We start from the raw sequence: 23,247 nt of genomic DNA, 5'->3' as shown, positions 1-23,247 counted from the left end.
ACTATTCCACTTCCCGCCGCAGCGCCGGTTCGCCACGCAGGGCGAACGGCACGGCCCTGGCCCAGCGGTTCGAGGACAGGGAAAACGTCAGCGCGCGCACCTGGTGATACCAGCCGGCGGGCACGTACAGCATGTCGCCCGGCTCGACGATGCATTCGATCAGGCAGGCCTGGCGCGCCAGGGGAAAGCGCGCGAAATCGGGCGCTTCCGGGTCGAATGGCGAACCGAACAGGATGGCGTTCGCTTCGCTGGGATACAGGAAGGCATCGTGGTGCGGCGGCGACAGGAAGATGCGCTTGCGGCCCCACACTTGCGCAAAGATATTGTCGTCGTAATCGCAATGCAAGGGCGTCACCGTGCCGGCCGGCCCTACCCAGAAGCGCGGCGGGCCCATCTTGTCGAAATACGCGGGCCAGTGGCACAGGCGGTTCAGCTCGCGCAATTCCAGGTTGCCCAGGTATGGCGGCAGCGCATGCGTCCCCGCGTCCACCAGGTCCAGGTAGTCCCCCATCGACATGTCCTGCATGGCGCGGTCCGCCGCGAAGGCCGTGTTGATGTAGTCGCCCACGCGCGCCCGCACGGGAACGTGGCCGTAGCGCTCGCGCAAGACTTCCGGTCCCAGCGCGGACAGGGGCCAGCGCTGCACCAGCCCGCGCATCAGGAATGGCAGGCCCTGCGCGGCCCGCGCGCGGAAGGCGGCAGCGTCCAGCATGCCCAGGCGCGGCACCTCGGTGATGGCAGGCAAGGCGCGCGCCGCGTGGCGGATGGCCTCGCGCATGGCGTGGATGGAGGTGACGCCGCGCACCTGGGCATCCCTGTCCTCGCGCGCTTGCTTGTGGGCAAGCGCCTCTTGGGGCGAACTGAAGCTGGCGGGTGGCCGGGGCGGCAAGGCGCGGGGCGCGCCGGGCACGGCTGCGGGAGGGGACGGCAAATTTTTCTCTGCTGACATAAACCTTCTTTACGATAGACGCGTGCGCGGCACGGCGCGACAGGGTGCTATTTTAAGCCAGCAAGGTCCGCCTAAGCACATCGGCCTGCTCGCGCGCCTGGCGCGCCCTGGCGCCGTACTCGCTGGCCGCACCCGGATGCAGCCAGGCATGTGCCTTGGCGGCCAGGTCCAGGTACAGTCTTTCCTTTTCCTGCAAGGCCCGCACGGCGGCCCAGATGGCCGCTTCCGCCTTGTCGTGCTGCACTTCGCCGAGGATTTTCGCCGTGAAACCGTGGCCCGTATGGCAGCGAAAGCGCTGCGGCTGCTGGCCGTGCAATTCCCACAGCGTGCCCTGGCATTCCGGGCAGGTAAACGTCGATGGCGAGGCGATCTTTTCCAGTTGTTCCATGTTCCCCACTCCCCGGGCAAAACGGTTTTCCATGGCGATCCAGTGGGGTGCAGGCTGCTGCGGCTGGGCCGGCTGGGCCGAGGCCGGCTTGCCGCTGGCCAGGGCCAGCAGGGCCGGCGCGATCTGCGCCACCGGCAGGCGCCAGTCCACGTCCACGTGGTCGATGGCGCTTTGCGGCATCGATGGCGCCACGGCCTCCGACGGCTCCTGCACCAGCGCCTTGCCGCCGCAGGCCTTGATGGCTTGCAAGCCCGCCGTGCCGTCGTCCAGGTAGCCGCTGAGGATCACGCCCACGGCCTTGCGCCCATACGCGGCCGCCGCGCTGCGGAACAGGGGGTCGATGGCGGGACGCGTGTGGTTTTCCTTCGGTCCCCGCGTCAGTTCGATGCTGGGCTGGCCGGCCGCGCTGACGACCAGCATGTGCCGGTCCGGCGGCGCCAGCAGGATGCGCCCGGGCCGCACGGGCTCGCGCTCCTCGGCAAAGCGCACGGGCAAGGCGGAAGTCTTGCCGAGGATCTCGGGCAAGACGCTATGGCGCGCCCCCAGGTGCGCGACGGCCAGCACGGGGGCCGGCATACTGGCGGGCAGAGCGGAAAAAATGGCGGACAATGCTTCCATGCCGCCCACGGAAGCACCGATGAGTATCAACGCCTCCATGCCAGCCCCCTTCGCGCGATCCGTCCCGCAGTCATTCTGCGGTGCCGGGCATCCCGCTTCCGTGCGCCGCTTAACATAGGGCGCACCAGACTTGACCAGCTTCATCTTATGGACGCGGCGTCACACCAGGCCCGTCAACAAGATGCTGCCGCATCAAACAGTCAACGTATCGACGCCTGGCAAAAGCGTCGCGAGCGGAAGGTAGAGGTGGCCGAGAAGCGCAACCGCACTGAAGTGCGGTGAGCATCGCAGGCCGCCTATACCGACGCGCAGCAGCTTGGGCCAGGCGTCCTCAGACAGGCGTTTTGAAGATGGGATCGACGATGAACTGCTGCGCCTTGATGCGCAGGGTGCGCTCTTCGTCCAGCTCGGCGCGCGTCTCGCCCAGCTCTTCGCGCTCCGCTTCCAGTTCCAGGCGCACCGTGGCCAGTTCCGTTTCCACGCGGGTCAGGCTTTCCAGCTTCAGCTGGGCCTGGATCAGTTCGGCGCGGGCCGCTTCGGCCGCCTCTTCCAGGCGGGGGATGCCTTCGAGCTTGAACTGTGCCTTGGCCAGGTCCATGCGCGCCTGCTCGGCCGCCTCTTCCAGGCGCGGCAAGCCTTCCAGGCGCAGCTGCGCCTTGGCCAGGTCCGTGCGGGCCTGGTTCGCCACTTGCCGCTCGCGCTCGAGTTCCTCGCGCAGGGAGGCCAGCTCGCCTGCCTGCTGGTCGAGCAATTCCTGCTGGCGTTCGTTCTCGCTGGCCAGGTCCATCAATTCCTGTTGATTGTCGTTCATCTCGGCTTCATGCGCGCTGTGGCTGGCGCTCAACTCCTGTCCTACAAAATCGAGGATGGCCTTTTGCAGCACGGGCGACAGCTCGGCGGCAGCGGCGATCTGGCGCTGGGCGCCGGCCTTGCGGCGCTGCAGCAGCTTGCTGATGGTGCCCAGGCAGGCACCATTGCCCAGCCGCTCGCGCAAGGCGCGCAGCGTGACGGCCTGGCCTTCTCCCGCCAGCGCTTCCATTGCCGCATTGATCTGTTCCGCGCTTACTTTTGCCATGTCGTCCACTCTTGAATATTGCTCAGGGTCATCTGGGACTATCTTTCCCAGGGGCATCATCTTATGCCAGCGGCGGCAAAGCGTAAAGTATTTCTCAATAGAAATTGCAATTGCACAACGGAATCGCGTGCAAGCATGCGGCCCGGCGCCTCATTCTTCGAGCAGGCCGTTTTCGGTCAGCATGTCCTGCACCAGTTCCAGGCGCAGCACGGGATTGTCCTGGCTCAGCAGCAGCTGTTTCTGCATGGCGCTCAGCGACAGCAGTTCGCACCAGCGGTTCGCCACCCAGCCGCACTCGTCGAGCCGGTAAGGCGGCTGCAGCGGCATCTGCTCGGGCGGGATCTTTTGTTCCTGCAAGGTGCGTATCAGCGCGCCCAGGGCATCGGCCACGTTCTGCTGTTCCTGCGGGATGGGAATGATCTTATCGGGCGGCAAGGTTTCAATCCGCGCCGTCCATAAGCCGTGTTTCAGCTGTTCGCTGGCCACGATGTGGAAGCGCTGCTGGCCCATGCATTTGATTTGCAGCAAGCCCGACAGGGGCGCGGCCCAGTCGATAACGCGCGCCAGGGTCCCCACGGGCGCCAGGGTTTCCCGCTGGCCCGGCTTGCGCACTTCAGTGCCGTCCAGCAGCTGCACCACGCCGAAGGGCTGCTCGCCCATGATGCACTGGCGTATCATGTCCAGATAGCGTACCTCGAAGATCTGCAGGGGCAGATAGCCATCGGGATACAGCACCGTATTGAGCGGGAACAAAGGTATCGAGGTCATAGGCGCATGATGGCACGAATGGCATATCCGTGCAGCGCGCCTTGCCCTGCCTGGCGAACTTTCCCGCTTACTTGTAGAAGCGGCGTTTTTTCGCCCGCTCGGCCGCCTTCGGCGCCAGCACTTTGACGGCTTTTTTCTGGATCGTGCCGCCGGCGGACGTGCCCGGCACGCGGTGCTCCGCTTCGTAACCTGGCTCTTCGCTGCGCTTGAGGGTTTGCCGGGTCAGCGCTTCCACGGCCGACAGCAATTCCACTTCATCGGCGCAGACGAGGGAAATCGCCTCGCCCGAGGCGCCCGCGCGGCCCGTGCGGCCGATGCGGTGGATGTAGTCTTCCGCGACCGTCGGCAAGTCGACATTGACGACGACGGGCAACTGGTCGATGTCCAGGCCGCGTGCCGCCACGTCGGTGGCCACCAGCACCTGCACCTCGGCCGCCTTGAAACGGGCCAGTGCGCGCAGACGGTTCGGCTGCGTCTTGTCGCCGTGGATGGAATCGGCGCGCACGCCCTGCTCCAGCAAGGTGTTGACCAATTGTTCCACGCCCTTGCGCGTCTTGACGAAGACCAGCACCTGGCCCCAGCGCTTTTTCTTCAGCAGGTGCAGGAACAGTTCCGGCTTGCGTTTCTTGTCGCACACGATGACGGATTGCTTCACGGCCTTGACCGTGCTGTTGCGCGCGCTCACCTCCACCGACACGGGCTCCTTCAGCATGGTCTTGGCCATGGCGCGGATGGCGTCCGAGAAGGTGGCCGAAAACAGCAGGGTCTGGCGCTGCTTGGGCATGGTCATCAGCAATATATCGAGTTCGCGCTCGAAACCCAGGTCCAGCATGCGGTCGGCCTCGTCCAGCACCAGGGTCTGCACCTGCTCGAACTTGACGGCGCCCTGCGTCTGCAAGTCCAGCAAGCGGCCCGGCGTGGCCACCAGCACGTCCAGGCCCTTGCGCAGCTTGCTGATCTGCGGCTCGATGGGCACGCCGCCATAGGCGACAAAGCTGCGCAGCGGCAAATTGCCGCCATAGCTGCGGAAGCTGGCATACACCTGCTCGGCCAGTTCGCGCGTGGGCACGAGCACGAGCACGCGCACACACTGGGGCGCCACCACGCCTTCCAGGGTCAGGCGCTGCAGCAAGGGCACGGCAAAGCCGGCCGTCTTGCCCGTGCCCGTCTGGGCGGCGGCCATCAGGTCACGCCCCGCCAGCACGGCCGGAATGGCCTGCGCCTGCACGGGCGTGGGCTTGGCATAGCCGAGCTCTTCAAGTTTGCGGACGAGGGGATCGATCAGGCCGAGGGAGGAAAACGTCATGGGAAAGGCAATCTTGGCAAAGGAAAAGGCGGCGCGCACGGACGGGCCGTGCGCGCGATTGCCGAGATTATAGGCCAGCGGGGCTGCCGGCCACGGTTTTCACCGATAAAACTTGTCCGTCAGAACTTCATTTCCATCGTCGCGCGCGCCTGCGGCGAGCTGGGTGAAATGCTGTTGCGGATGATGGTACCGCTGGCGTCCGTGTAACTGCTGCTGCTTTCAAAATCCTGCGCCAGCAGGTTCGACATGGCCAGGCGCAGCTGGTTCTTCGCATCGAATTTCCACAGCGCATAGATGTCGAGATCGCGCCGCGGCGTCGTATAGGCGCTCTGGCGCTCGGTGATGCGCACGGGGCCGCCATTGCGGAAGTTGAAACTGCCGCCTGTCGTCAGCACGCCGTCCGGCGTCTTGTAATCGAGACCGAAATTGCCGCTGACGGGGGTTTGCTGGTCGAGCCGGTTATTCGGCCCCGGTACCTGCTCCACCTGCGACCAGTTGCGGCTGATGCTGGCGCGCAAGTCCAGCGCGGGCACGGGCGCGGCCAGCACGGCGCGCAGGGGGAACTTCGCTTCCAGTTCCACCGTCTGCGTATTCGCGCGGCCGTCGTTGACGGGCGTGGAGACCCAGCGGTCATTGATGAACAGCAAGCCCTGGCGCGTGTAGCCGTCGATGCGGCGGGCCGAGGCGCGGGCGCTGAGCAAGGCGCCTTCCGCCCAGTAATGCTCGTACGAGGCATCGATGCCCAGCGCCAGCTCCGGCTTCAGGTTCGGATTGCCCTCGCGGTCGGGCTCGCTCTGGCTATTGTTCGTGGACAGGCTGCGGCGCGGAATCAGGCTGCCCGTCTGCGGCGCCTTGTAGGTGCGCGTGAGGGCCAGGCGCACCTGGTCGCCCTTGGTATCGGGCAACTTCCACAGGGTTTGCAGCAGCGGACTCCAGACGCTGCTGCGCTGCTGCACGGCATCAAAGCTGTCGCCATCGCTGCGCGTGTCGATGCCTTCCCAGCGCACGCCCGCATACATGGACCAGCGCGGCGTGATCTCCCACTCGTCCTGCGCATACAGGGCCAGGCGCTTGATGTCGGCGTTGTAGTCCTCGTCGCTGTTGACGGGCGGGCGGCCGCCAGGCAGGGCCAGCTCGCGCTGCCAGCGGTCTTCCTCGCGCCGCGTGAAGGCGCCGTCCCAGCCCATGGACAAGGCATGGCCAGGGACCCAGGGCGCCGCATACTTGCCCGTCGAGGACAGGCCCCGCTCCGACGCTTCCACCCGCACGGTGCGGTCCAGCGCCAGCCCCACGCCGTCGATGTAGCCCACGGGGTGGCCATCGGCCGTGCTGCCGCTGCCCGATGCACCGAACTTGAGCTCGAGCTTGGCGCCCCCTTCCAGCTTGTGCGCCCAGGTCAGGTCCGCGCGCCCGTAACGGAAATCATTGTCATTCTGGCTATCGGTGGTATCGTAATCGGGGCGCATGCCCAGCTCGGTTTCACTGCGGCTGTGGCTGCGGTTTTCGCTGCGCCCCGCGCTGAGGAAAAACTGCGCCGTCAGGGTGTCGCCGCCGGCCAGCGTCCAGTTCAGCCTGGGCGACAGGTTGATGCCCTGGGAGCGGCCGTCGCCCGTGCCATTCACGCGGCGCTGCAAGCTCTGCCTGCCATCGGGCAAATAGGCGAGATCCATGCCCGGATTGTCGTAGTGGTAATCAAAGCGGTACAGCGCGCCTGCCAGCGAATACGAAAAATTGCCGTCGCGGTCGGACAGCTGCACATTCAAGGTGGGCGAGAAACTCACCTTGCTGCCCTGCACGCCCAGCTTCACTTCGCGCTGCGCCGTCTTGACGGCCTTCTTCAGCACCACGTTGATGGTGCCGGCGATCGACTGCGTGCTGTATTCGGCGCTGGCCGCGTGCAGGATCTCGATGCGCTCGATGACGTCGGGCGACAGGGTGTCGAGCGAGAAGCCGGCCGGCGCCCGTTCGCCATTGAGGAGGATCTGCGTGTAGCCGCTGCCCAGTCCGCGCATGCGGATCTCGCCGCCGGAGCGCCCCGCCGCGCCGGACACCGTAATGCCGGGCAGGCGCTTGAGCACGTCGGTGACATTCGTGTCGCCATACTTGAGGATTTCCTCGCTGCTGACGATCATCTTGCTGGCCGTATCGTCGCGGCGCGGATCATAGCCGCTGCCCTTGACTTCCACCGTCTGCATGGCGGGCGCCGCAGGCTTTTCCGCCTTCGGCGGCGTAGCGGGGACGGGATCGGCGGCGGATGCTTCGGATTGCTGGGCCTGGACATGGCAGGCAAACAGGACGGCGGAGGCAACAACGGTGAGGCGCAGGGTACGGCGTGGCATCATGACTGGGCTGAAAAAGTTGGCTGAATAAAAATGGCTAAATGCTAAAAAACAGGCAGCCGTATTTTGCGGCAATTTTGCTCTTATGGCACAGTTTCCTGAAAATATTTCCTATAGCAAATTAAATTCGGTGCAAGCCCAGGAAAGCCACCGTGCCGCGCGGCCCGTATCATTGCGCGCCACATCGCCGCTATAATGCGTTTTCATCATTGTTCCCATCCCCCCGTCAAAGGCTTCCCATCGTGTCTGACCGTCTTGCCGTCCTGCCCCAATATCTGCTCCCCAAGGGAGCGTTGACCAACTTCGCCGGCCGCATCGCCGGCGCCAAGGGCGGCGCCATGACCACCCGGTTGATCCGCTGGTTCGTCGGCCGCTACAACGTCAACATGGATGAGGCGCTGGACCCGGACATCACGCACTACGCCAGCTTCAACGACTTTTTCACGCGCGCCCTGCGCCCCGATGCCCGTCCGCTGGCCAAGGCCGACTACGTCTGCCCCGTCGATGGCCGCATCAGCCAGTTCGGCACGATCGACAAGGACCAGATCTTCCAGGCCAAGGGCCACCACTTCAGCACCACGGCCCTGGTGGGCGGCGACGCGGCCCTGGCGGCCCGGTTCGAGCACGGCAGCTTCGCCAACCTGTACCTGAGCCCGCGCGACTACCACCGCATCCACATGCCGTGCGACGGCCGTTTGACGCGCATGATTTATGTGCCCGGTGAATTGTTCTCCGTCAACCCGACGACGGCGCGCGGCATCCCCGGCCTGTTCGCCCGCAACGAGCGCGTCGTCTGCGTGTTCGACACGGCCCACGGCCCCTTCGTCATGACCCTGGTGGGCGCCACCATCGTCGGCAGCATGGCCACCGTCTGGCACGGCGTCGTCAACCCGCCCCGCACGGGCCAGGTGCGCGACTGGAGCTATGCGAACGACAATGTCGTGCTGAAACAGGGCGAAGAACTGGGCCGCTTCCTGCTCGGCTCCACCGTCGTCATGCTGTTCCCGAAAGACACCGTGGCATTCAATGCCGGCTGGCAGCCGGCCGGCCCCGTGCAGCTGGGTGAAGTCATGGGCAACCTGCCCAGATAAGCCAACGGGACGCGCCTACACGGGCGCGTCCGTTTGATACATTTCCTCCATCAAGTCCAGGAAAGCCCGCGTCTTGGCCGGCATCAGGCGCCGGCCGGGAAACACGGCCCAGCCCGTGACCAGCGGAAAACTCCATTCCGGCAACACGCGCACCAGTTCCCCCGTCGCCACATACGCCTTGGCAAAGCGGTCCGTGCTGGCCGCGATGCCCACGCCCGTGCAGGCCATGCGCACCAGCAATTCCGGCGAATTGGCCAGCAGGCGCACGGGCAAGTCGCGTTCCCACGTCGTCTTGCCGCGGATCAAAGTCCAGTGCACGAGGCCATGCACGGACCGTGGCAAACTGAGCAAATCGTGGCCATACAGATCGTCGGGATGCTCGGGCAAGCCGTGCACGCTCGTGTATTGCGGCGAGGCGTACAGCGCCAGGGTGCTGAAGGCCACGCGGCGCGCCGCCAGGCTGGCGTCGTCGGGCAGGTTGCCCATGCGGATGGCCAGGTCGAAGTTCTCTTCCAGCAAATCCACCCGGCGCGCCGACAAGTCCAGTTCCAGCGAAATGGCCGGGTAGCGGCGCACGAATTCGGCCAGCACCTGGCGCATCAGCGCGTCGCCGAAGTCGGCCGGCATGGAAATGCGCAGCAGGCCGCTGGGTCCCGCCTGGCGGTGCTGCGCCAGCGCGCCGGCCGCCTCCGTTTCCTCGACCACCTTGCGCGCATGCTCGAGCAGGCTGGCGCCAAATTCCGTCAGCGCCAGCTTGCGCGTGGTGCGCAGCAGCAGGCGCTCGCCCAGCCGCGCTTCCAGCTGCGAGATGCGCCGCGACAGGGTCGACTTGGGCAAGTCCACGCGCACGGCGGCGCGACTGAAACTGCCGCATTCGACGACGCGGGCAAACAGCAGCAAATCTCCGGGATCGATGTCCATATCGTTTCATTGTTCCATGAGTGGATTAATGTTATCCATTTTAACGGCTTCCGCATCGATTTTGGAATTGCTATAGTTCATCCATCGCAAGACACCTCACAACGGAGAAACAAGATGAACATCCTGCAAATTAATTCCAGCGCCCGCAGCACCGGTTCCGCCTCGACCCGCCTGGCCGATGCCATCGTTGCCCGCGTGCAAGCAGCCAATCCTGAAGCCACCCTGGCACGCCGCGACCTGGCTGCCGAACCGCATCCCGTGCTCGACGAGCCGACCCTGCAGGCGCTGTTCACGCCAGCCGACCAGCGCACGCCGGAACAGGCGGCCCGCATCGCCCTGGACGACGCCCTGATTGCCCAGGTACAAGCGGCCGACGTCATCGTCATCGGCGCGCCGATGTACAACTTCGGCATCACCGTGCAACTGAAAAGCTGGTTCGACGCGATTGCCCGCGCCAACGTCACCTTCAAGTACACGGAAAACGGCCCCGTGGGCCTGTTGACCGGCAAGAAAGTCTACGTGGGACTGTCCCGCGGCGGCCTGCACCGCGACAGCGCCAACGACAGCCAGGTGCCATACCTGAACACCATGTTCGGCTTCCTGGGCATGACCGACGTGCAATACGTGTATTCGGAAGGCATGGGCATGGGTCCGGAAGCCGTGGCCAAGGCGCAAGCCCAGGCGGACGCCGAGATCAACGCGATTCTGGTGTAATCCCCAGCAGTGAAAGGGACGGCGCACTGGCGCCGCCCTGGCCTAGAGGAGAGAATGATGAGCGATACCACCACCGTCACCAAGCCACGCGCCGTCGAGCGCGTGATCGCCGGCCAGGCCGTCATGGATGGCGCCGGCGTGAAGATCAACCGCGTGCTGACGCAGCAGCTGCAGCGCCGCCTCGACCCGTTTTTGATGCTGGACAACTTCGCCAGCGACCAGCCGAACGATTATATCGCCGGCTTCCCCGAGCATCCGCACCGCGGTTTCGAGACGGTGTCGTACATGATCACGGGCCGCATGCGCCACAAGGACAGCGCGGGCCACGAAGGCTTGCTGACGTCGGGCGGCGTGCAATGGATGACAGCAGGCAGCGGCGTGATCCACTCGGAAATGCCGGAGCAGGAAGACGGCGTGATGGAAGGGTTTCAGCTATGGCTGAACCTGCCCGCGCGCGACAAGATGCGCACGCCGTGGTACCGCGATTTCACGAGCAGCGAAATCCCCCGCTACACGACGGACGGGGGCGTGGCCGTGCAAGTGATCGCCGGCGCCAGCCATGGCGTGGCGGGCGCCGTGCAGCGCGAGGTGACGCAGCCGCTGTACCTCGATATCGACTTGCCGGCAGGCAGCAGTTTCGAGCAGCCCTTGCCGGAAGGCCATAACGCCTTCCTGTACACGTTTCGCGGCGAAGTGCAGGTGGACGGCAAGGCCGTGCCTGCCCTGCGCATGGCCATCTTCGCCAACACGCCGGGCAGCGACGGCGTGCGCATCGCGGCGCCCAACGGTGGCCGCGTGATCCTCGTCGCCGGCAAGCCCTTGAACGAGCCCATCGCCCAGTACGGTCCTTTCGTCATGAATACCCAGGCGGAAGTGTTCCAGGCCGTGCAGGACTTCCGCGAAGGCAAGTTTGGCGAGACTGCCGCGCAGTAAAAATGTTTGCTTAAGAAAAAACCTGCAACGCCTCCGGGCTTGCAGGTTTTTTGTCGTGCCGACTATCTTGTTGCTTTTCAATTACACTGGCGGCAACCTCAATCCACAAAGCATGCCATGCAGCCGACGCACACCGAACACGACGCCACCCATTTGCACGCGCACCGCAAAGGCGACGCCAAGCACACCCATTCTTTCGAGGGCCGCAGCCAGAGCATCCTCGCATGGGCGCTGGGCCTGACCCTGTCGTTTGCCGGCATCGAGGTGATCGCCGGCTTCCTGTCCAATTCGCTGGCCCTGATTTCCGACGCGGGCCACATGGTCACGGACGCGGCCGCGCTGGGCCTGGCCCTGCTGGCGCAGATTATCGCGCGCCGCCCGCCATCGCCGCGCCACTCGTTCGGCTTTGGCCGCGCCGAGGCGCTGGCCGCCTTCGTCAACGGGCTGGCCATGCTGTGCGTGGTGGGCTGGATCTGCTATGAAGCCGTGCTGCGCTTTTCCGCCCCGCAAACCGTGCAGGGCGGCATGGTCTTCATCGTCGCCTTCATCGGCCTGCTGATCAACCTGGTGGTGGCGTGGGTATTGTCCAAGGACAAGCAAAGCGTGAATACGCGCGCCGCCCTCGTGCACGTGATGGGAGACATGCTCGGTTCAGTCGCCGCCATCGTCGCGGGCGCCGTGATTTACTTTACGGGCTGGATGCAGATCGACCCGCTGCTGTCCGTGCTAGTGTCCCTGCTGATCCTGAAATCGACGTTTGGCGTGCTGCGCGAGTCCTACCACTTCCTGATGGAAGGCGTGCCCATACACCTCGACTACATCGAGGTGGGCACGGACGTGGAGCAAGTGGACGGCGTGATTGCCGTGCACGATCTGCACGTGTGGGACATGTCGCCGGGCCAGCCGGCCCTGATCGGCCACGTGGAAATCGAGCACCTCGACCATTGGCCAAAGGTCTTGCGCGCGATCAAGAAGATGTTGCTGGCCAAGCATGGGATAGACCACATCACCCTGCAGCCGGAGACGGCCACGATGGCGGGCTTGCATGAAGGCGACAAGACGCATTAACACCAGGTTCAACAAGCGTCACAACGCCTGACAAAACCGTAGCGAGCGGAAGGGAGAGGTGGCTAAGAAGCGCAACCGTACGAAGGTACGGTGAGCATCGCAGGCCGCCTATACCGACGCGCAGTAGGTTTGGTCAGGCGTCAGCTACGGCGCGCCTCAAGCACCCCGCTCACGTCTTTAATTACATTCAGCGCCTTCAACAACTGCGCCGTCGAGCTGATCTCGGCCGTAAACGTCATGCGGGCCTGGCCCTTGGCGCTTTGGGTGTTGACGCCGATGACGTTGATCTTTTCGCGCGAAAAGATTTCGGAGATGTCGCGCAGCAAGCCCTGGCGGTCGCCGGCCAAAATAAAGATGTCGACCGGATACACCGTATCGTGCCCGCCCGTGCTGCCCCACTCGGTAAAAATCACGCGCTCGGGCGCCTTAGCGCGCATTTCCTCGAAATTCTTGCAAGTGGCGCGGTGGATGGAGACGCCCTTGCCGCGCGTCACAAAGCCGACGATGCTGTCCGGCGGCGCCGGCTTGCAGCACTTGGCCAGGACCGTCATCAAGCCCTCGGTACCCACCACCAGCACGCCGGACTTGGCGCCCTGCTCCACGCTGGAGGCGCGGCTCTTGCCCACCAGCACGGCGTCTTCCGGCACCACCACTTCGCCATTGTCGTGCAGCGCCTGCTCCACGTGGCGCAGGCTGAATTCATCCTTGCCCACCGACAGGAACAACTCGTCGACCTTGGCAAAGCCCAGCTTTTGCGCCAGCGCCTCGAGGTTGACGGCCGTCTTGCCTTCGCGCTGCAGCGACTTTTCCACCAGCGCGCGGCCGTGGGCCAGGGTTTCCTGCATGTCGATGGCATGGAACCAGGCGCGGATTTTTGACCGCGTGCGCGTGCTGACGGCGTAGCCGGCGCTGAGCCAGTCGCGCGACGGCCCGGCCGTGCCCGGCGCGCCCTTGGCCGTGATGATTTCGCAGGTCTGGCCATTCTTCAACTGCGTATTCAGGGGCACCATGATGCCGTCGACCTTGGCGCCACGGCAGCGGTGGCCCACGTCCGTATGCAAATGATAGGCAAAATCGACGGGCGTGGCGCCCACGGGCAATTCCAGCACCCGCGCCTGCGGCGTCATGACGAAGATGCGGTCATCCAGGGTGGCGGATTTCAGTTTTTCCACCCATTCGCGCTGGATTTCTTCCTGGCCCACGACGGCGTCGGCCACCTCCGTCTTCCAGGCCAGCAACTGGCGCAGCCAGGCGATCTTTTCGTCGTATTTCTGGCCGGCAAAGTTCGACCCGCCCTCTTCCTTGTAGCGCCAGTGCGCCGCCACGCCGTATTCGGCAAAGCTGTGCATTTCATTCGTGCGTATCTGCACTTCCAGCGGCCGGCCGTCTTCCGCCGTCACCACCGTGTGCAGCGACTGGTAGCCATTCGGTTTTGGCCGCGAAATGTAATCGTCGAATTCCTTCGGAATGGGGGTCCAGATATTGTGGACCACGCCCAGCACCGTGTAGCAGGTCTTCACGTCGGCAACGATGACGCGGAAGGCGCGCACGTCGTACAGGGCCGTGAAGTCCAGTTCCTTGCCGCGCATCTTGTTCCAGATGCTGTAAATGTGTTTCGGGCGGCCAAATACTTCCGCCTGGATGCCGGCCGACGCCAGCTCCGTCTGCAGGCGCAGAATCGCCGAGGATACGAAGCCCTCGCGCATCATGCGCTTTTCTTCCAGCATCTTGGCGATGCGCTTGTACGCTTCCGGCTCGATGAAGCGGAACGACAAATCTTCCAGTTCCCACTTCAGCTGCCAGATGCCGAGGCGGTTGGCCAGCGGCGCATACAAGTCCAAGGTTTCCTTGCCGTACTCGCGCGTCATTTCGTTGAACAGTTTCAATTCAGCAAAATAGCGCAAGGTCGTCACGCATGCTGCCAGGCGCACCAGCACGACACGCATGTCGGAGGCCATCGCCAGCAGCATCTTGCGCAGGGTTTCCACCTGGGCCACGGCTTGCTGCGCCGCATTCTTGCCCCGGCCGGCGCTGCCGCCATGCTGAGCCTGGGTCAGGGCGCGCAAGCGGATCAGCTGGCGCACGCCCGTGGCCAGGTCGCACACCTGCTTGCCGAAGCGCGGCTCGATATCGGCCGCGGTGTCCGGCTCGAGCAGGGTCAGCTCGAACATCAGGCCGGCGATGCGCGTTTCCGCATCGCTGCGCAGGAAAGCCAGGGTGGTGGCCACTCCGATGGCGAACTCCAGCGCGGAGCGGCCGGCGAAGGTCTGCTTGTCGCCATACGCTTCGGTGGCATACGCGAGCGCATCCAGCACGCGCGCGCTGTCCGGCGCACTCAGGCCCTCTACCAGTTGTTCCGAGGTGGCGCTATTCGGGGCCGAGATGGAAACCATGTGATACCTTATAAACTTAACAACTCAATAACTGGATAACTTAGCGCTCTGCAGCGATGATGACGATTTCCACCAGACAAGCCGGATTGGCCAGCTTGGCTTCCACCGTGGCGCGCGGCGGCGTGTGGCCGGAGGCAACCCAGTCATCCCACACTTCATTCATGCCGGCAAAATCCTTCATGTCGGCGATATAGATCTGACAAGACAGGATGCAGGTCTTGTCGCTGCCCGCTTCCATCAGCAAGCGGTCGACGTGGCCCAGCACTTCGCGCGTCTGGCCGACGATGCCCTGCGTCGTGTCTTCCGCGATCTGGCCCGCCAGGTAGATGGTGTTGTTGTGTATGGCTACTTCGGAGAGGCGTTTGCCTACGTGCAGTCGTGTGATTTCCATGCTTTTACTTTCGGTTGTTTCAAAATCTGTACAGCGTTATTCCTGATTACTTGCCCAGCAAAAACTGGCGCGCGATGGCGATCTGGTCGTCGTGGATGAAGGTGGGCGCATGCCCCACGCCGGCGATTTCCACCAGTTGCGCCTTCGGGCCGCGGCCCAGCATGATCTGCGCCGTCTCGTGCGACAGCAGATCCGATTCCGCGCCGCGCACCAGCAAGGTGGGACAGCGCACGGCATCATACGCGGCCCACAGCATGGCTTCATCGCTGGCCGCCGATTCGGGCGTGGCCGAGCGGAACGGCAGGGCCAGTCCCATATCATAGTGGCGGCGCCAATGGCCGTCCTTATCCTGGCGCAAGACATCCACCGCCAGTTTATGCCATTCGGCATCCGTGTGCGGGCCGAAGCTGGCGGACACGTCGCGCACAAACTTGGCACCCTGCTCGAACGTTTCGAAGCGCAGGTCCTGGCCGATGTAGTCGCCGATGCGCTGCAAGGCTTCCGGCGCCAGGGTCGGGCCGATATCGTTCAGCACCAGCTTGCTGATCGGGCTGCCGGGCAAGGACGCCAGGCCCAGGCCGATCAAGCCGCCCATCGACGTGCCGAACCAGTCCACCGTCTGGCGCTCGCCGTTGGCCAGCACGCGCGCCAGCAGGGTCACCATGTCGCTCACATATTGCGGCACGCGGTAAAACTGCGGATTGGCCAGCCAGTCCGAGCGGCCGCGCCCCACCACGTCGGGACAGATGACGCGGTAATCGCTGGCCATGGCGCGCGCCAGGCTGTCGAAGTCGTCGGCCACGCGCGTCACGCCATGGGCGCAGACGAGCACGTTCGGATTGTCGGGCGCGCCCCACTCCTTGTACGACATGCGGTGCAGGCCCGCCGGCGAAATGCATTGCACTGACTTGATGCTGGCTTCGATCATGCGATTCCTTATAACGCCGGACAAAACCTGCTGCGCGCCGATTTTGTGAGGCGTCGTTATTGGGTAGTAAAAAACAAAGAAACCGGCGATTTGCCGGCTGCCCCGCGCGTGACTCTTCGGCAGTGTAGCGCAGCGCGGGCAATGCTCCAAGCGCGCGCCTGAAATGCTGCGCCGCAGCACAGCACTCGCACGCCCGCCATGGCGCAATACCCGATATAGCGAAAATGCATATCTGCGGTTATCCACAATTGAGCCGGCCTGACTATGGGCGGATGATCGCAGCATCAACCCGCAAGAGGAGACCACTCGTGAAAAAACCATTTTATAAAATCCTGTACGTGCAGGTGCTGTTCGCCATCGTGGCTGGCGTGCTGCTGGGCGTGTTCTACCCCTCGAACGCCGTCGACATGAAACCGCTGGGCGACGGCTTTATCAAACTGATCAAGATGATCATCGCCCCGGTGATCTTCTGTACCGTGGTCTCCGGCATCGCCGGCATGCAGGACGTCAAGAAAATCGGCAGAGTGGGCGGCAAGGCCCTGCTGTACTTTGAAATCGTCTCCACCTTCGCGCTGGCCATCGGCCTGCTGGTGGCGAACATCCTGAAACCGGGCGCCGGCTTCAACGCCGATCCGGCCCACCTGGACGCCAAGTCGATCGCGCAATACACGCACGCCGAAGGCCTGTCGACCGTCGACTTCCTGATGAATATCATCCCGAAGACCTTCGTTGACGCCTTCGCCAAGGGCGACATCCTGCAAGTGCTGCTGATCGCCATCCTGTTCGGCTTCTCGCTGTCCCTGCTGGGCGAGCGCGGCCGTCCCGTCACCAAGCTGATCGACGAACTGTCGCATGCCATCTTCGGCATGGTCAACATCATCATGAAAGTCGCTCCCATCGGCGCGTTCGGCGCGATGGCCTTTACCATCGGCAAATACGGCCTGGCATCGCTGATCCCGCTGGCAAAACTGATGGGTTCGTTCTACCTGACCTGCTTCCTGTTCGTCTTCGTCGTGCTGGGCGCCATCGCCAAGTACACGGGCTTCTCCATCGGCCGCTTCTTGCTGTACATCAAGGAAGAACTGCTGATCGTACTCGGTACCAGCTCGTCGGAATCGGCGCTGCCGGCCCTGATGAAGAAACTCGAGCGCCTGGGCTGCTCCAAGCCAGTCGTCGGCCTGGTCGTGCCTACCGGCTACTCGTTCAACCTGGACGGCACCAACATCTACATGACCATGGCCGCCCTGTTCGTGGCACAGGCCACCAACACGGACCTGACGATCTGGCAAGAGCTCACCATCCTGGGCGTGGCAATGCTGACCTCGAAAGGCGCGTCCGGCATCACGGGCGCCGGCTTCATCACCCTGGCCGCCACCCTGGCCGTGGTGCCGACCATCCCCGTGGCCGGCATGGCGCTGATCCTGGGCATCGACCGCTTCATGAGCGAATGCCGCGCGCTGACGAATTTCGTGGGCAACGGCGTGGCCACCATCGTCGTGTCGAAATGGGAAAAGGAACTGGACATGGACAAGCTGAAAAGCGAACTGGCCCATCCGACCCACCCGACCGACGACGCCTATGTCGCCCCGACCGTGAATATCGTCAAGTAAGCAGCAGCGAGCTGTACCCCGGCAAGGCCCCGCGGAGCGATCCGCGGGGCTTTTTTTATTTCCGGCACGATGGCGCCATCATCAACAATCAGTAAATGATGCATCAATACTTATCAGGATGATCAATAAATGAAAAACCATTACAGTACGACCACCTGTTCGCCACCAGGCTCGCGCATAATGACATTGCGTTAATGCAAGCCTGACAGCGAACCATCCACCTTTCGAATGGAGTATCCCATGTCCCTCACGCCCGCCTTCTACGCCACCTGGTCCCCACGCCTGCTGGGCCTGCTTCGCATCATCCTCGGCTTCCTCTACATCCAGCACGGCACGGCCAAGCTGTTCGGCGTACCGCATGTGGCCATGTTCGACGGCCTGCAGCTGTTTTCCCTGATGGGCGCGGCCGGCGTGCTGGAACTGGTGGGCGGCGCCCTGCTGCTGGTCGGCCTGTTCACGCGTCCCGTCGCCTTCATCCTGTCGGGCCAGATGGCCGTCGCCTATTTCCTGATGCACGCGCCGGCCGCCTTCCTGCCCATCCTGAACGGCGGCGAAATGGCCGTCATGTACTGCTTCACCTTCCTGTATCTCGCGGCGGCGGGCGGCGGCGCCTACAGCCTCGACGCCGTGCGCGGCAAGGCCGGCGCATAAAAAAGGGCGGACATCGCTGTCCGCCCTGCTTCCCTGCGACACGCCGCTAGCTTACACGGCGGAAACGTCCAGTTCCGCGCCCGTGGCCGCCTGCACCTGTTCCTTGCTCACGCCCGGCGCCAGTTCCACCAGCTTCAAGCCGTTTTCCGTCACGTCGATGACGCCCAGGTCGCTGATGATGACGTCGACCACGCCCACGCCCGTCAGCGGCAAGTCGCACTGTTTCAGCAGCTTGTGCGACGTCGTGCCATCCTTGGCCGTGGCCACGTGTTCCATCAGCACGACGACGCGCTTGACGCCGGCGACGAGGTCCATCGCGCCGCCCATGCCCTTGACCATCTTGCCTGGAATCATCCAGTTCGCCAGGTCGCCCTTTTCCGACACTTGCATGGCGCCGAGGATGGCCAGGTTGATCTTGCCGCCGCGGATCATGCCGAAGGAATCGGCCGAGCTGAAGTAGGCGGCGCCCGGCAAGGCCGTCACCGTCTGCTTGCCCGCGTTGATCAGGTCAGCATCGACTTCGTCGTCCGTGGGAAACGGGCCGATGCCCAGCAAGCCGTTTTCCGACTGCAGGAATACTTCGATATTGTCCGGCACATAGTTCGCCACCAGGGTCGGCAAGCCGATGCCCAGGTTCACATAAAAACCGTCCTGCAATTCCTTCGCCGCGCGCGCGGCCATTTCGTCACGTGTCCAAGCCATAATAATCTCCGTATTCTTTTTTATGCGTCAGTGCGCACGGTGCGCTGCTCGATGCGTTTTTCCGGGTTCGCGTTGACCACGATGCGGTGCACGAAGATGCTGGGGGTGTGCACCTGGTCCGGGTCGATCTCGCCCACTTCGACGAGTTTTTCCACTTCGACGATGGTGATCTTGCCGGCCATGGCCACGTTCGGGTTGAAATTGCGCGCCGTCTTGCGGTAGACCAAATTGCCCGCGCGGTCCGCCATGTAGGCTTTGACCAGGGACACATCGGCCACGAGGCTGCGTTCCATCACGTACTGTTCGCCGTCGAATTCGCGCAGTTCCTTGCCATCGGCAACGATGGTGCCCACGCCCGTCTTGGTGAAGAAGGCGGGAATGCCGGCGCCGCCGGCGCGCAGTTTCTCGGCCAGCGTGCCTTGCGGCGTGAATTCCAGTTCCAGTTCGCCGGCCAGGTACTGGCGCGCGAATTCCTTGTTTTCGCCCACGTAGGAGGCGATCATTTTCTTGATCTGGCGCGTGGTGAGCAGCTGGCCCAGGCCGAAGCCGTCCACGCCCGCGTTGTTGGAGATGGCCGTCAGGCCAGTCACGCCCGAATCGCGCAAGGCGCCGATCAGGGCTTCGGGGATGCCGCACAGGCCGAAGCCGCCGACGGCGATGGTCTGGCCATCTTGGACGATACCGGCCAGCGCCGAGGCGGCGTCAGGATAAACTTTATTCATGGGTGTCCCTCTATCTTTTGTTAAGCTTTGGTCTTGAGTCCATGACTCAGGCAGCTACTCAGCATAAAATACGCGAGTGGAAAGTACAATACCGTAGAACTACCGGCGCCGTGCCGGCCATCCCCTGTGAGAGTGATACGCATCAGATGAACGCCGCGTCAGCCATCGATTATGAAAGTATCTTCCTGCACGCGCCCGTGGGCATGTGCATGTCGGAAAACCGCATCATGCGCAGCTGCAACGAGGCGCTGGCCGGCATGTTCGGCTATGCTCGCCCCGAACTCGATGGCCAGTCCTTCGAAGTACTCTACCCCACGCACGACGAATTCCTGCGCACGGGTGAACGCATCATTCCCATCATGAATGCCAAGGGCCGCTATTCGGACGAGCGCATCATGCGCCGCAGTAATGGGGAATTATTCTGGTGCCACGTGACGGGCCACGCCATGCTGTCCGCGCAGCCGCTGGGAGCGGGCATCTGGACGTTCGAGGATGTCAGCGAGAAACGTCCCGTGACGGCGGAACTGACGCCGCGCGAGCGCGAAATCGCCGCGCTGCTGGTGGAGGGCAAGACGAGCAAGCTGATCGCCCGCCAGATCGACCTCAGTCCCCGCACGGTGGAAATGCACCGCGCCAAGCTGATGCGCAAGTTTGCCGCCTCGACGTCATCGGAGCTGGTGCACAAGCTGGTGGGACTGCAGCTGCCGCGCTAGGGCTGCAGCCAGGGTGACTTTTCGTTTAACGCCAAGTAAAACCGTCGCGAGCGGCAGCGAGGCTCGGCGCCCCCCTGTAGTCAAGAAGCGCAACCGTGCTCTCGCACGGGGGCGCCGAGCCGGTAAGCATCGCAGGCCGCAAAGCGCGACGCGCAGCAGGTTTTATGGCGTTAAAAAGTGCTCATGCCGCCATCGGCGGAGATAATCGCGCCGTTGATGAAATGCGAATCCTCGCCCGCCAGCAACAGCAGCAGGCCGTCGAGGTCTTCCGGCTTGCCGGGGCGTTTATTGGGCAGCATCTCGATCAGTTTCTTGCCCTGCTCGGTGGCAAAGTAATCCTCGTTGATTTCCGTGGAAATATAGCCGGGGCAGATGGCGTTGGTGTTGATGCCATATTTACCCCATTCCACGGCCATGGCGCGCGTCATGTGCACCATGCCCGCCTTGCTCATACAATACACGCCGATCTGCGGCAGCACCTGCAAGCCCGCCATCGAGGCGATATTGATGATGCGGTGCTGTTTCTTCGGGTCGCCCTTGGCGCGCGCGATCATGCGCTTGGCCGTCTGCTGGGCCACGAAGAACGATCCGCGCAAATTGGTGTCCATCACGAAGGAGTAATCTTCGGGCGTGACATCGACCAGGCGTTGCGTGGTGGACACACCTGAATTGTTGACGAGAATATCGATGGGGCCGGCTTCCGTTTCCGCATGCGCGATGGCCGACTTGATGCTGGCGAAGTCCGTCACGTCGAGCGACACCACGTGCGCGGCGCCGCCGTCCGCCTCGATTTCGGCGCGCAACTCCTTCAGCCGTTCGGTGCGGCGCGAGGCCAGCACGACCTGCGCGCCGGCCTGGGCCAGCACTTTCGCAAAGCGCGCGCCGAGGCCGCTCGATGCGCCGGTAATCAGGGCAATCTTGCCCTCGAAATTGACTTCTATGCCCACGAGCTACTCCTGTTTTATTTTAGATAACACTTTACGCCGTGCCGCCGGCACCGGGGCAAAATACCCTGCGCCGTACTTGAGCAAAGGTAAACGCCATCATTACACAAAATGGCCGGATTTAGATTGCGGCGAGGGGCAATGTCACGCAAAATGGCGCCAAAGTTGCAATCCTCGCCAAAAACAAGCACACTCGTGCTTAAATTTCTTCGAAGATTCCTCACCCACCCATTTAGTGACTATAAATCGAGACCATGACACAGCCTAATAACTTAGTTGAACAGTACGGACCGCGCGAGACCATGGAGTATGACGTGGTCATCGTCGGCGGCGGCCCCGCAGGCCTGGCGGCCGCGATCCGCCTGAAGCAGCTGGCCGCTGAAAAGAACCAGGAAGTGTCCGTCTGCGTGCTGGAAAAAGGCGGCGAACTGGGCACGCACATCCTGTCGGGCGCCATCATGGACCCGAAGGCTTTGAGCGAACTGATCCCGAACTGGAAGGAACTGGGCGCTCCCCTGAACACGGCCGTGACGGAAGACCGCATCCTGTTCCTGACGGAAACCAAGGCCTACAAGACGCCAAACTTCGCCGTGCCGGCCTGCTTTGAAAACCACGGCAACTACATCGTCTCGCTGGGCAATGTGGTGCGCTGGATGGGCCAGCAGGCGGAAAACCTGGGCGTGGAAATCTTCCCGGGCTTTCCTGCCGCGGAAATCCTGTACAACGACGACGGCTCCGTGAAGGGCGTGGCGACCGGCAACATGGGCGTCAAGCGCGACGGCCAGCCCGGCCCCGACTTCCAGCTGGGCATGGAGTTGCACGCCAAGTACACCCTGTTCGCGGAAGGCGCGCGCGGCCACCTTGGCAAGCAGCTGATGGCCAAGTATGACTTGAACGCTGGCAAGGACCCGCAATCGTACGGCATCGGCATCAAGGAACTGTGGGAAATCGACCCTGCCCTGCACCAGCCGGGCCTGGTGATCCACTCGACGGGCTGGCCGCTGGACGCGAAAACCTACGGCGGCTCCTTCCTGTATCACCTGGAAAACAACCAGGTGATGGTCGGCTACGTCGTCGGCCTGGCCTACGAAAACCCCTACCTGTCGCCGTACGAGGAATTCCAGCGCTACAAGACGCATCCGGAAATCCGCAAGTTCTTCGAAGGCGGCAAGCGCATCTCGTATGGCGCGCGGGCGATTACGGCCGGCGGCCTGCAATCCTTGCCGAAACTGGTGTTCGCGGGCGGCGCGCTGATCGGCTGCGACGCGGGCTTCCTGAACATGAGCCGCATCAAGGGCAGCCACGCGGCCATCAAGAGCGGCATGCTGGCGGCCGAGGCGGCCTTCGGCGCGCTGGGCGAATCGCGCCAGCACGACGAGCTGTCCAGCTACCCGGTTGCCTTTGAGCAATCCTGGCTGCACGAAGAGCTGCACGTGGCGCGCAACGTCAAGCCATGGCTGTCGAAAGGCCTGTACCTGGGCAGCCTGATGACGGGCATCGACCAGATCATCTTCCGCGGCAAGGCGCCATGGACCCTGCACCACACGCATGGCGACCACGAATGCCTGAAGCCGGCGGCCCAGTCGAAAAAGATCGTATATCCGAAACCGGACGGCAAGCTGACCTTCGACAAGATGTCCTCCGTCTTCATCTCGAACACGAACCACGCGGAAGACCAGCCCATCCACCTGACCTTGAAGAACGCCAGCGTGCCCGTCGACGTCAACCTGGCCACGTACGCGGGTCCGGAAGCGCGCTACTGTCCCGCCGGCGTGTACGAGTTCGTGAAGAACGACGACGGCGCCGAACGCCTGCAGATCAATGCGCAGAACTGCGTGCACTGCAAGACCTGCGATATCAAGGACCCCACGCAGAACATCGTCTGGGTGACGCCGGAAGGCGGCGGCGGCCCCAATTACCCGAACATGTAATCCGGGTATCTACGCCGGGCAAGCAAGCTGCCTGGATGGCGATAGCGACAAGGCGCGGCCCGCAAGGTGCCGCGCTTTTTTCATGGGCCCGG

The 23,247-nt window shown here is 63.5% G+C and carries 21 protein-coding genes; 8 read left to right on the top strand and 13 right to left on the bottom strand.

Going from position 1 to position 23,247, the window contains the following annotated elements; genetic code table 11:
* Window position 1: 1 nt before the first annotated feature.
* The 6 genes from AC07VL_RS09620 to AC07VL_RS09595 all read right to left on the bottom strand — a co-directional run bounded on the left by AC07VL_RS09620 (window position 2) and on the right by AC07VL_RS09595 (window position 7,446).
* Complete coding sequence (locus AC07VL_RS09620; RefSeq protein ID WP_494805631.1) at window positions 2–949, bottom strand: cupin-like domain-containing protein; 948 nt, start codon at window positions 947–949, stop codon at window positions 2–4.
* A 52-nt stretch (window positions 950–1,001) separates the two neighbouring features.
* On the bottom strand, window positions 1,002–1,994 hold the full coding sequence (locus AC07VL_RS09615; RefSeq protein WP_494805630.1) for a chemotaxis protein CheB: 993 nt from the start codon (window positions 1,992–1,994) through the stop codon (window positions 1,002–1,004).
* A 292-nt stretch (window positions 1,995–2,286) separates the two neighbouring features.
* Window positions 2,287–3,030 carry a DNA-binding protein gene (locus AC07VL_RS09610; RefSeq protein WP_494805629.1) on the bottom strand — a complete coding sequence of 248 codons (744 nt, stop codon included), beginning with the start codon at window positions 3,028–3,030 and terminating at the stop codon, window positions 2,287–2,289.
* A gap of 150 nt (window positions 3,031–3,180) precedes the next feature.
* Window positions 3,181–3,798 (bottom strand): LON peptidase substrate-binding domain-containing protein, encoded by a 618-nt coding sequence (locus AC07VL_RS09605; protein WP_290603925.1) that lies wholly within the window; start codon window positions 3,796–3,798, stop codon window positions 3,181–3,183.
* A 67-nt stretch (window positions 3,799–3,865) separates the two neighbouring features.
* A complete protein-coding gene (locus AC07VL_RS09600; protein WP_494805628.1) occupies window positions 3,866–5,104 on the bottom strand; it encodes a DEAD/DEAH box helicase in 1,239 nt (412 codons plus the stop codon).
* Between the two features lie 119 nt (window positions 5,105–5,223).
* The gene (locus tag AC07VL_RS09595) at window positions 5,224–7,446 is read right to left on the bottom strand and encodes a TonB-dependent receptor plug domain-containing protein (protein WP_494805627.1); all 2,223 of its coding nucleotides are present in this window, start codon (window positions 7,444–7,446) and stop codon (window positions 5,224–5,226) included.
* A 239-nt stretch (window positions 7,447–7,685) separates the two neighbouring features.
* Between AC07VL_RS09595 and asd the strand changes: the two genes are divergently transcribed.
* On the top strand, window positions 7,686–8,534 hold the full coding sequence (asd, locus tag AC07VL_RS09590; RefSeq protein ID WP_494805626.1) for an archaetidylserine decarboxylase: 849 nt from the start codon (window positions 7,686–7,688) through the stop codon (window positions 8,532–8,534).
* 15 nt (window positions 8,535–8,549) lie between these two features.
* Here asd and AC07VL_RS09585 read toward each other — a convergent pair whose 3' ends face one another.
* A complete protein-coding gene (locus AC07VL_RS09585) occupies window positions 8,550–9,455 on the bottom strand; it encodes a LysR family transcriptional regulator (protein ID WP_494805625.1) in 906 nt (301 codons plus the stop codon).
* Between the two features lie 114 nt (window positions 9,456–9,569).
* On the opposite strand from AC07VL_RS09585, the gene AC07VL_RS09580 reads away from it, so the two are divergent.
* The 3 genes from AC07VL_RS09580 (at window position 9,570) to AC07VL_RS09570 (ending at window position 12,170) form a co-directional block, all read left to right on the top strand.
* Window positions 9,570–10,169, top strand: a complete 600-nt coding sequence (locus tag AC07VL_RS09580; protein WP_494805624.1) for an FMN-dependent NADH-azoreductase — start codon at window positions 9,570–9,572, stop codon at window positions 10,167–10,169.
* 57 nt (window positions 10,170–10,226) lie between these two features.
* Complete coding sequence (locus tag AC07VL_RS09575) at window positions 10,227–11,102, top strand: pirin family protein (RefSeq protein WP_494805853.1); 876 nt, start codon at window positions 10,227–10,229, stop codon at window positions 11,100–11,102.
* A gap of 117 nt (window positions 11,103–11,219) precedes the next feature.
* Window positions 11,220–12,170: a cation diffusion facilitator family transporter gene (locus tag AC07VL_RS09570; RefSeq protein WP_494805623.1), complete on the top strand. Its 951-nt coding sequence runs from the start codon at window positions 11,220–11,222 to the stop codon at window positions 12,168–12,170.
* A gap of 140 nt (window positions 12,171–12,310) precedes the next feature.
* Here AC07VL_RS09570 and AC07VL_RS09565 read toward each other — a convergent pair whose 3' ends face one another.
* From AC07VL_RS09565 to AC07VL_RS09555, 3 genes are read right to left on the bottom strand one after another with little or no spacing between them, the layout of a single operon-like run.
* Window positions 12,311–14,563 (bottom strand): RelA/SpoT family protein, encoded by a 2,253-nt coding sequence (locus AC07VL_RS09565; RefSeq protein WP_494805622.1) that lies wholly within the window; start codon window positions 14,561–14,563, stop codon window positions 12,311–12,313.
* A gap of 40 nt (window positions 14,564–14,603) precedes the next feature.
* Window positions 14,604–14,954 carry a RidA family protein gene (locus AC07VL_RS09560; protein ID WP_102294719.1) on the bottom strand — a complete coding sequence of 117 codons (351 nt, stop codon included), beginning with the start codon at window positions 14,952–14,954 and terminating at the stop codon, window positions 14,604–14,606.
* A gap of 46 nt (window positions 14,955–15,000) precedes the next feature.
* Entirely contained in the window at window positions 15,001–15,882 is an 882-nt protein-coding gene (locus AC07VL_RS09555; protein WP_494805621.1) for an alpha/beta fold hydrolase, read from the bottom strand.
* A 272-nt stretch (window positions 15,883–16,154) separates the two neighbouring features.
* Between AC07VL_RS09555 and AC07VL_RS09550 the strand changes: the two genes are divergently transcribed.
* Complete coding sequence (locus AC07VL_RS09550) at window positions 16,155–17,492, top strand: dicarboxylate/amino acid:cation symporter (RefSeq protein ID WP_494805620.1); 1,338 nt, start codon at window positions 16,155–16,157, stop codon at window positions 17,490–17,492.
* 240 nt (window positions 17,493–17,732) lie between these two features.
* Complete coding sequence (locus AC07VL_RS09545) at window positions 17,733–18,143, top strand: DoxX family protein (RefSeq protein ID WP_494805619.1); 411 nt, start codon at window positions 17,733–17,735, stop codon at window positions 18,141–18,143.
* Window positions 18,144–18,194: 51 nt separating this feature from the next.
* Here the strand turns inward: AC07VL_RS09545 and AC07VL_RS09540 are convergent, their stop codons facing one another.
* Both AC07VL_RS09540 and AC07VL_RS09535 read right to left on the bottom strand, forming a co-directional pair.
* Window positions 18,195–18,845 (bottom strand): CoA transferase subunit B, encoded by a 651-nt coding sequence (locus tag AC07VL_RS09540; RefSeq protein WP_494805618.1) that lies wholly within the window; start codon window positions 18,843–18,845, stop codon window positions 18,195–18,197.
* Between the two features lie 20 nt (window positions 18,846–18,865).
* Window positions 18,866–19,567 carry a CoA transferase subunit A gene (locus AC07VL_RS09535; RefSeq protein ID WP_494805617.1) on the bottom strand — a complete coding sequence of 234 codons (702 nt, stop codon included), beginning with the start codon at window positions 19,565–19,567 and terminating at the stop codon, window positions 18,866–18,868.
* 146 nt (window positions 19,568–19,713) lie between these two features.
* Here AC07VL_RS09535 and AC07VL_RS09530 point away from each other — a divergent pair, with 146 nt between their 5' ends.
* Window positions 19,714–20,280 (top strand): PAS and helix-turn-helix domain-containing protein, encoded by a 567-nt coding sequence (locus AC07VL_RS09530; protein ID WP_290603952.1) that lies wholly within the window; start codon window positions 19,714–19,716, stop codon window positions 20,278–20,280.
* A 170-nt stretch (window positions 20,281–20,450) separates the two neighbouring features.
* On the opposite strand, the gene AC07VL_RS09525 is transcribed toward AC07VL_RS09530, so the two are convergent.
* Window positions 20,451–21,227 carry an SDR family oxidoreductase gene (locus AC07VL_RS09525; protein ID WP_034752351.1) on the bottom strand — a complete coding sequence of 259 codons (777 nt, stop codon included), beginning with the start codon at window positions 21,225–21,227 and terminating at the stop codon, window positions 20,451–20,453.
* Between the two features lie 251 nt (window positions 21,228–21,478).
* Between AC07VL_RS09525 and AC07VL_RS09520 the strand changes: the two genes are divergently transcribed.
* Window positions 21,479–23,155 carry an electron transfer flavoprotein-ubiquinone oxidoreductase gene (locus AC07VL_RS09520; protein WP_494805616.1) on the top strand — a complete coding sequence of 559 codons (1,677 nt, stop codon included), beginning with the start codon at window positions 21,479–21,481 and terminating at the stop codon, window positions 23,153–23,155.
* Window positions 23,156–23,247: the final 92 nt, after the last annotated feature.

It is taken from the genome of Janthinobacterium sp. GW821-FHT03C08, assembly GCF_059420905.1.
The sequence above is the reverse complement of the archived record's forward strand: the minus strand, read 5'-3'. Positions and strand labels throughout refer to the sequence as shown.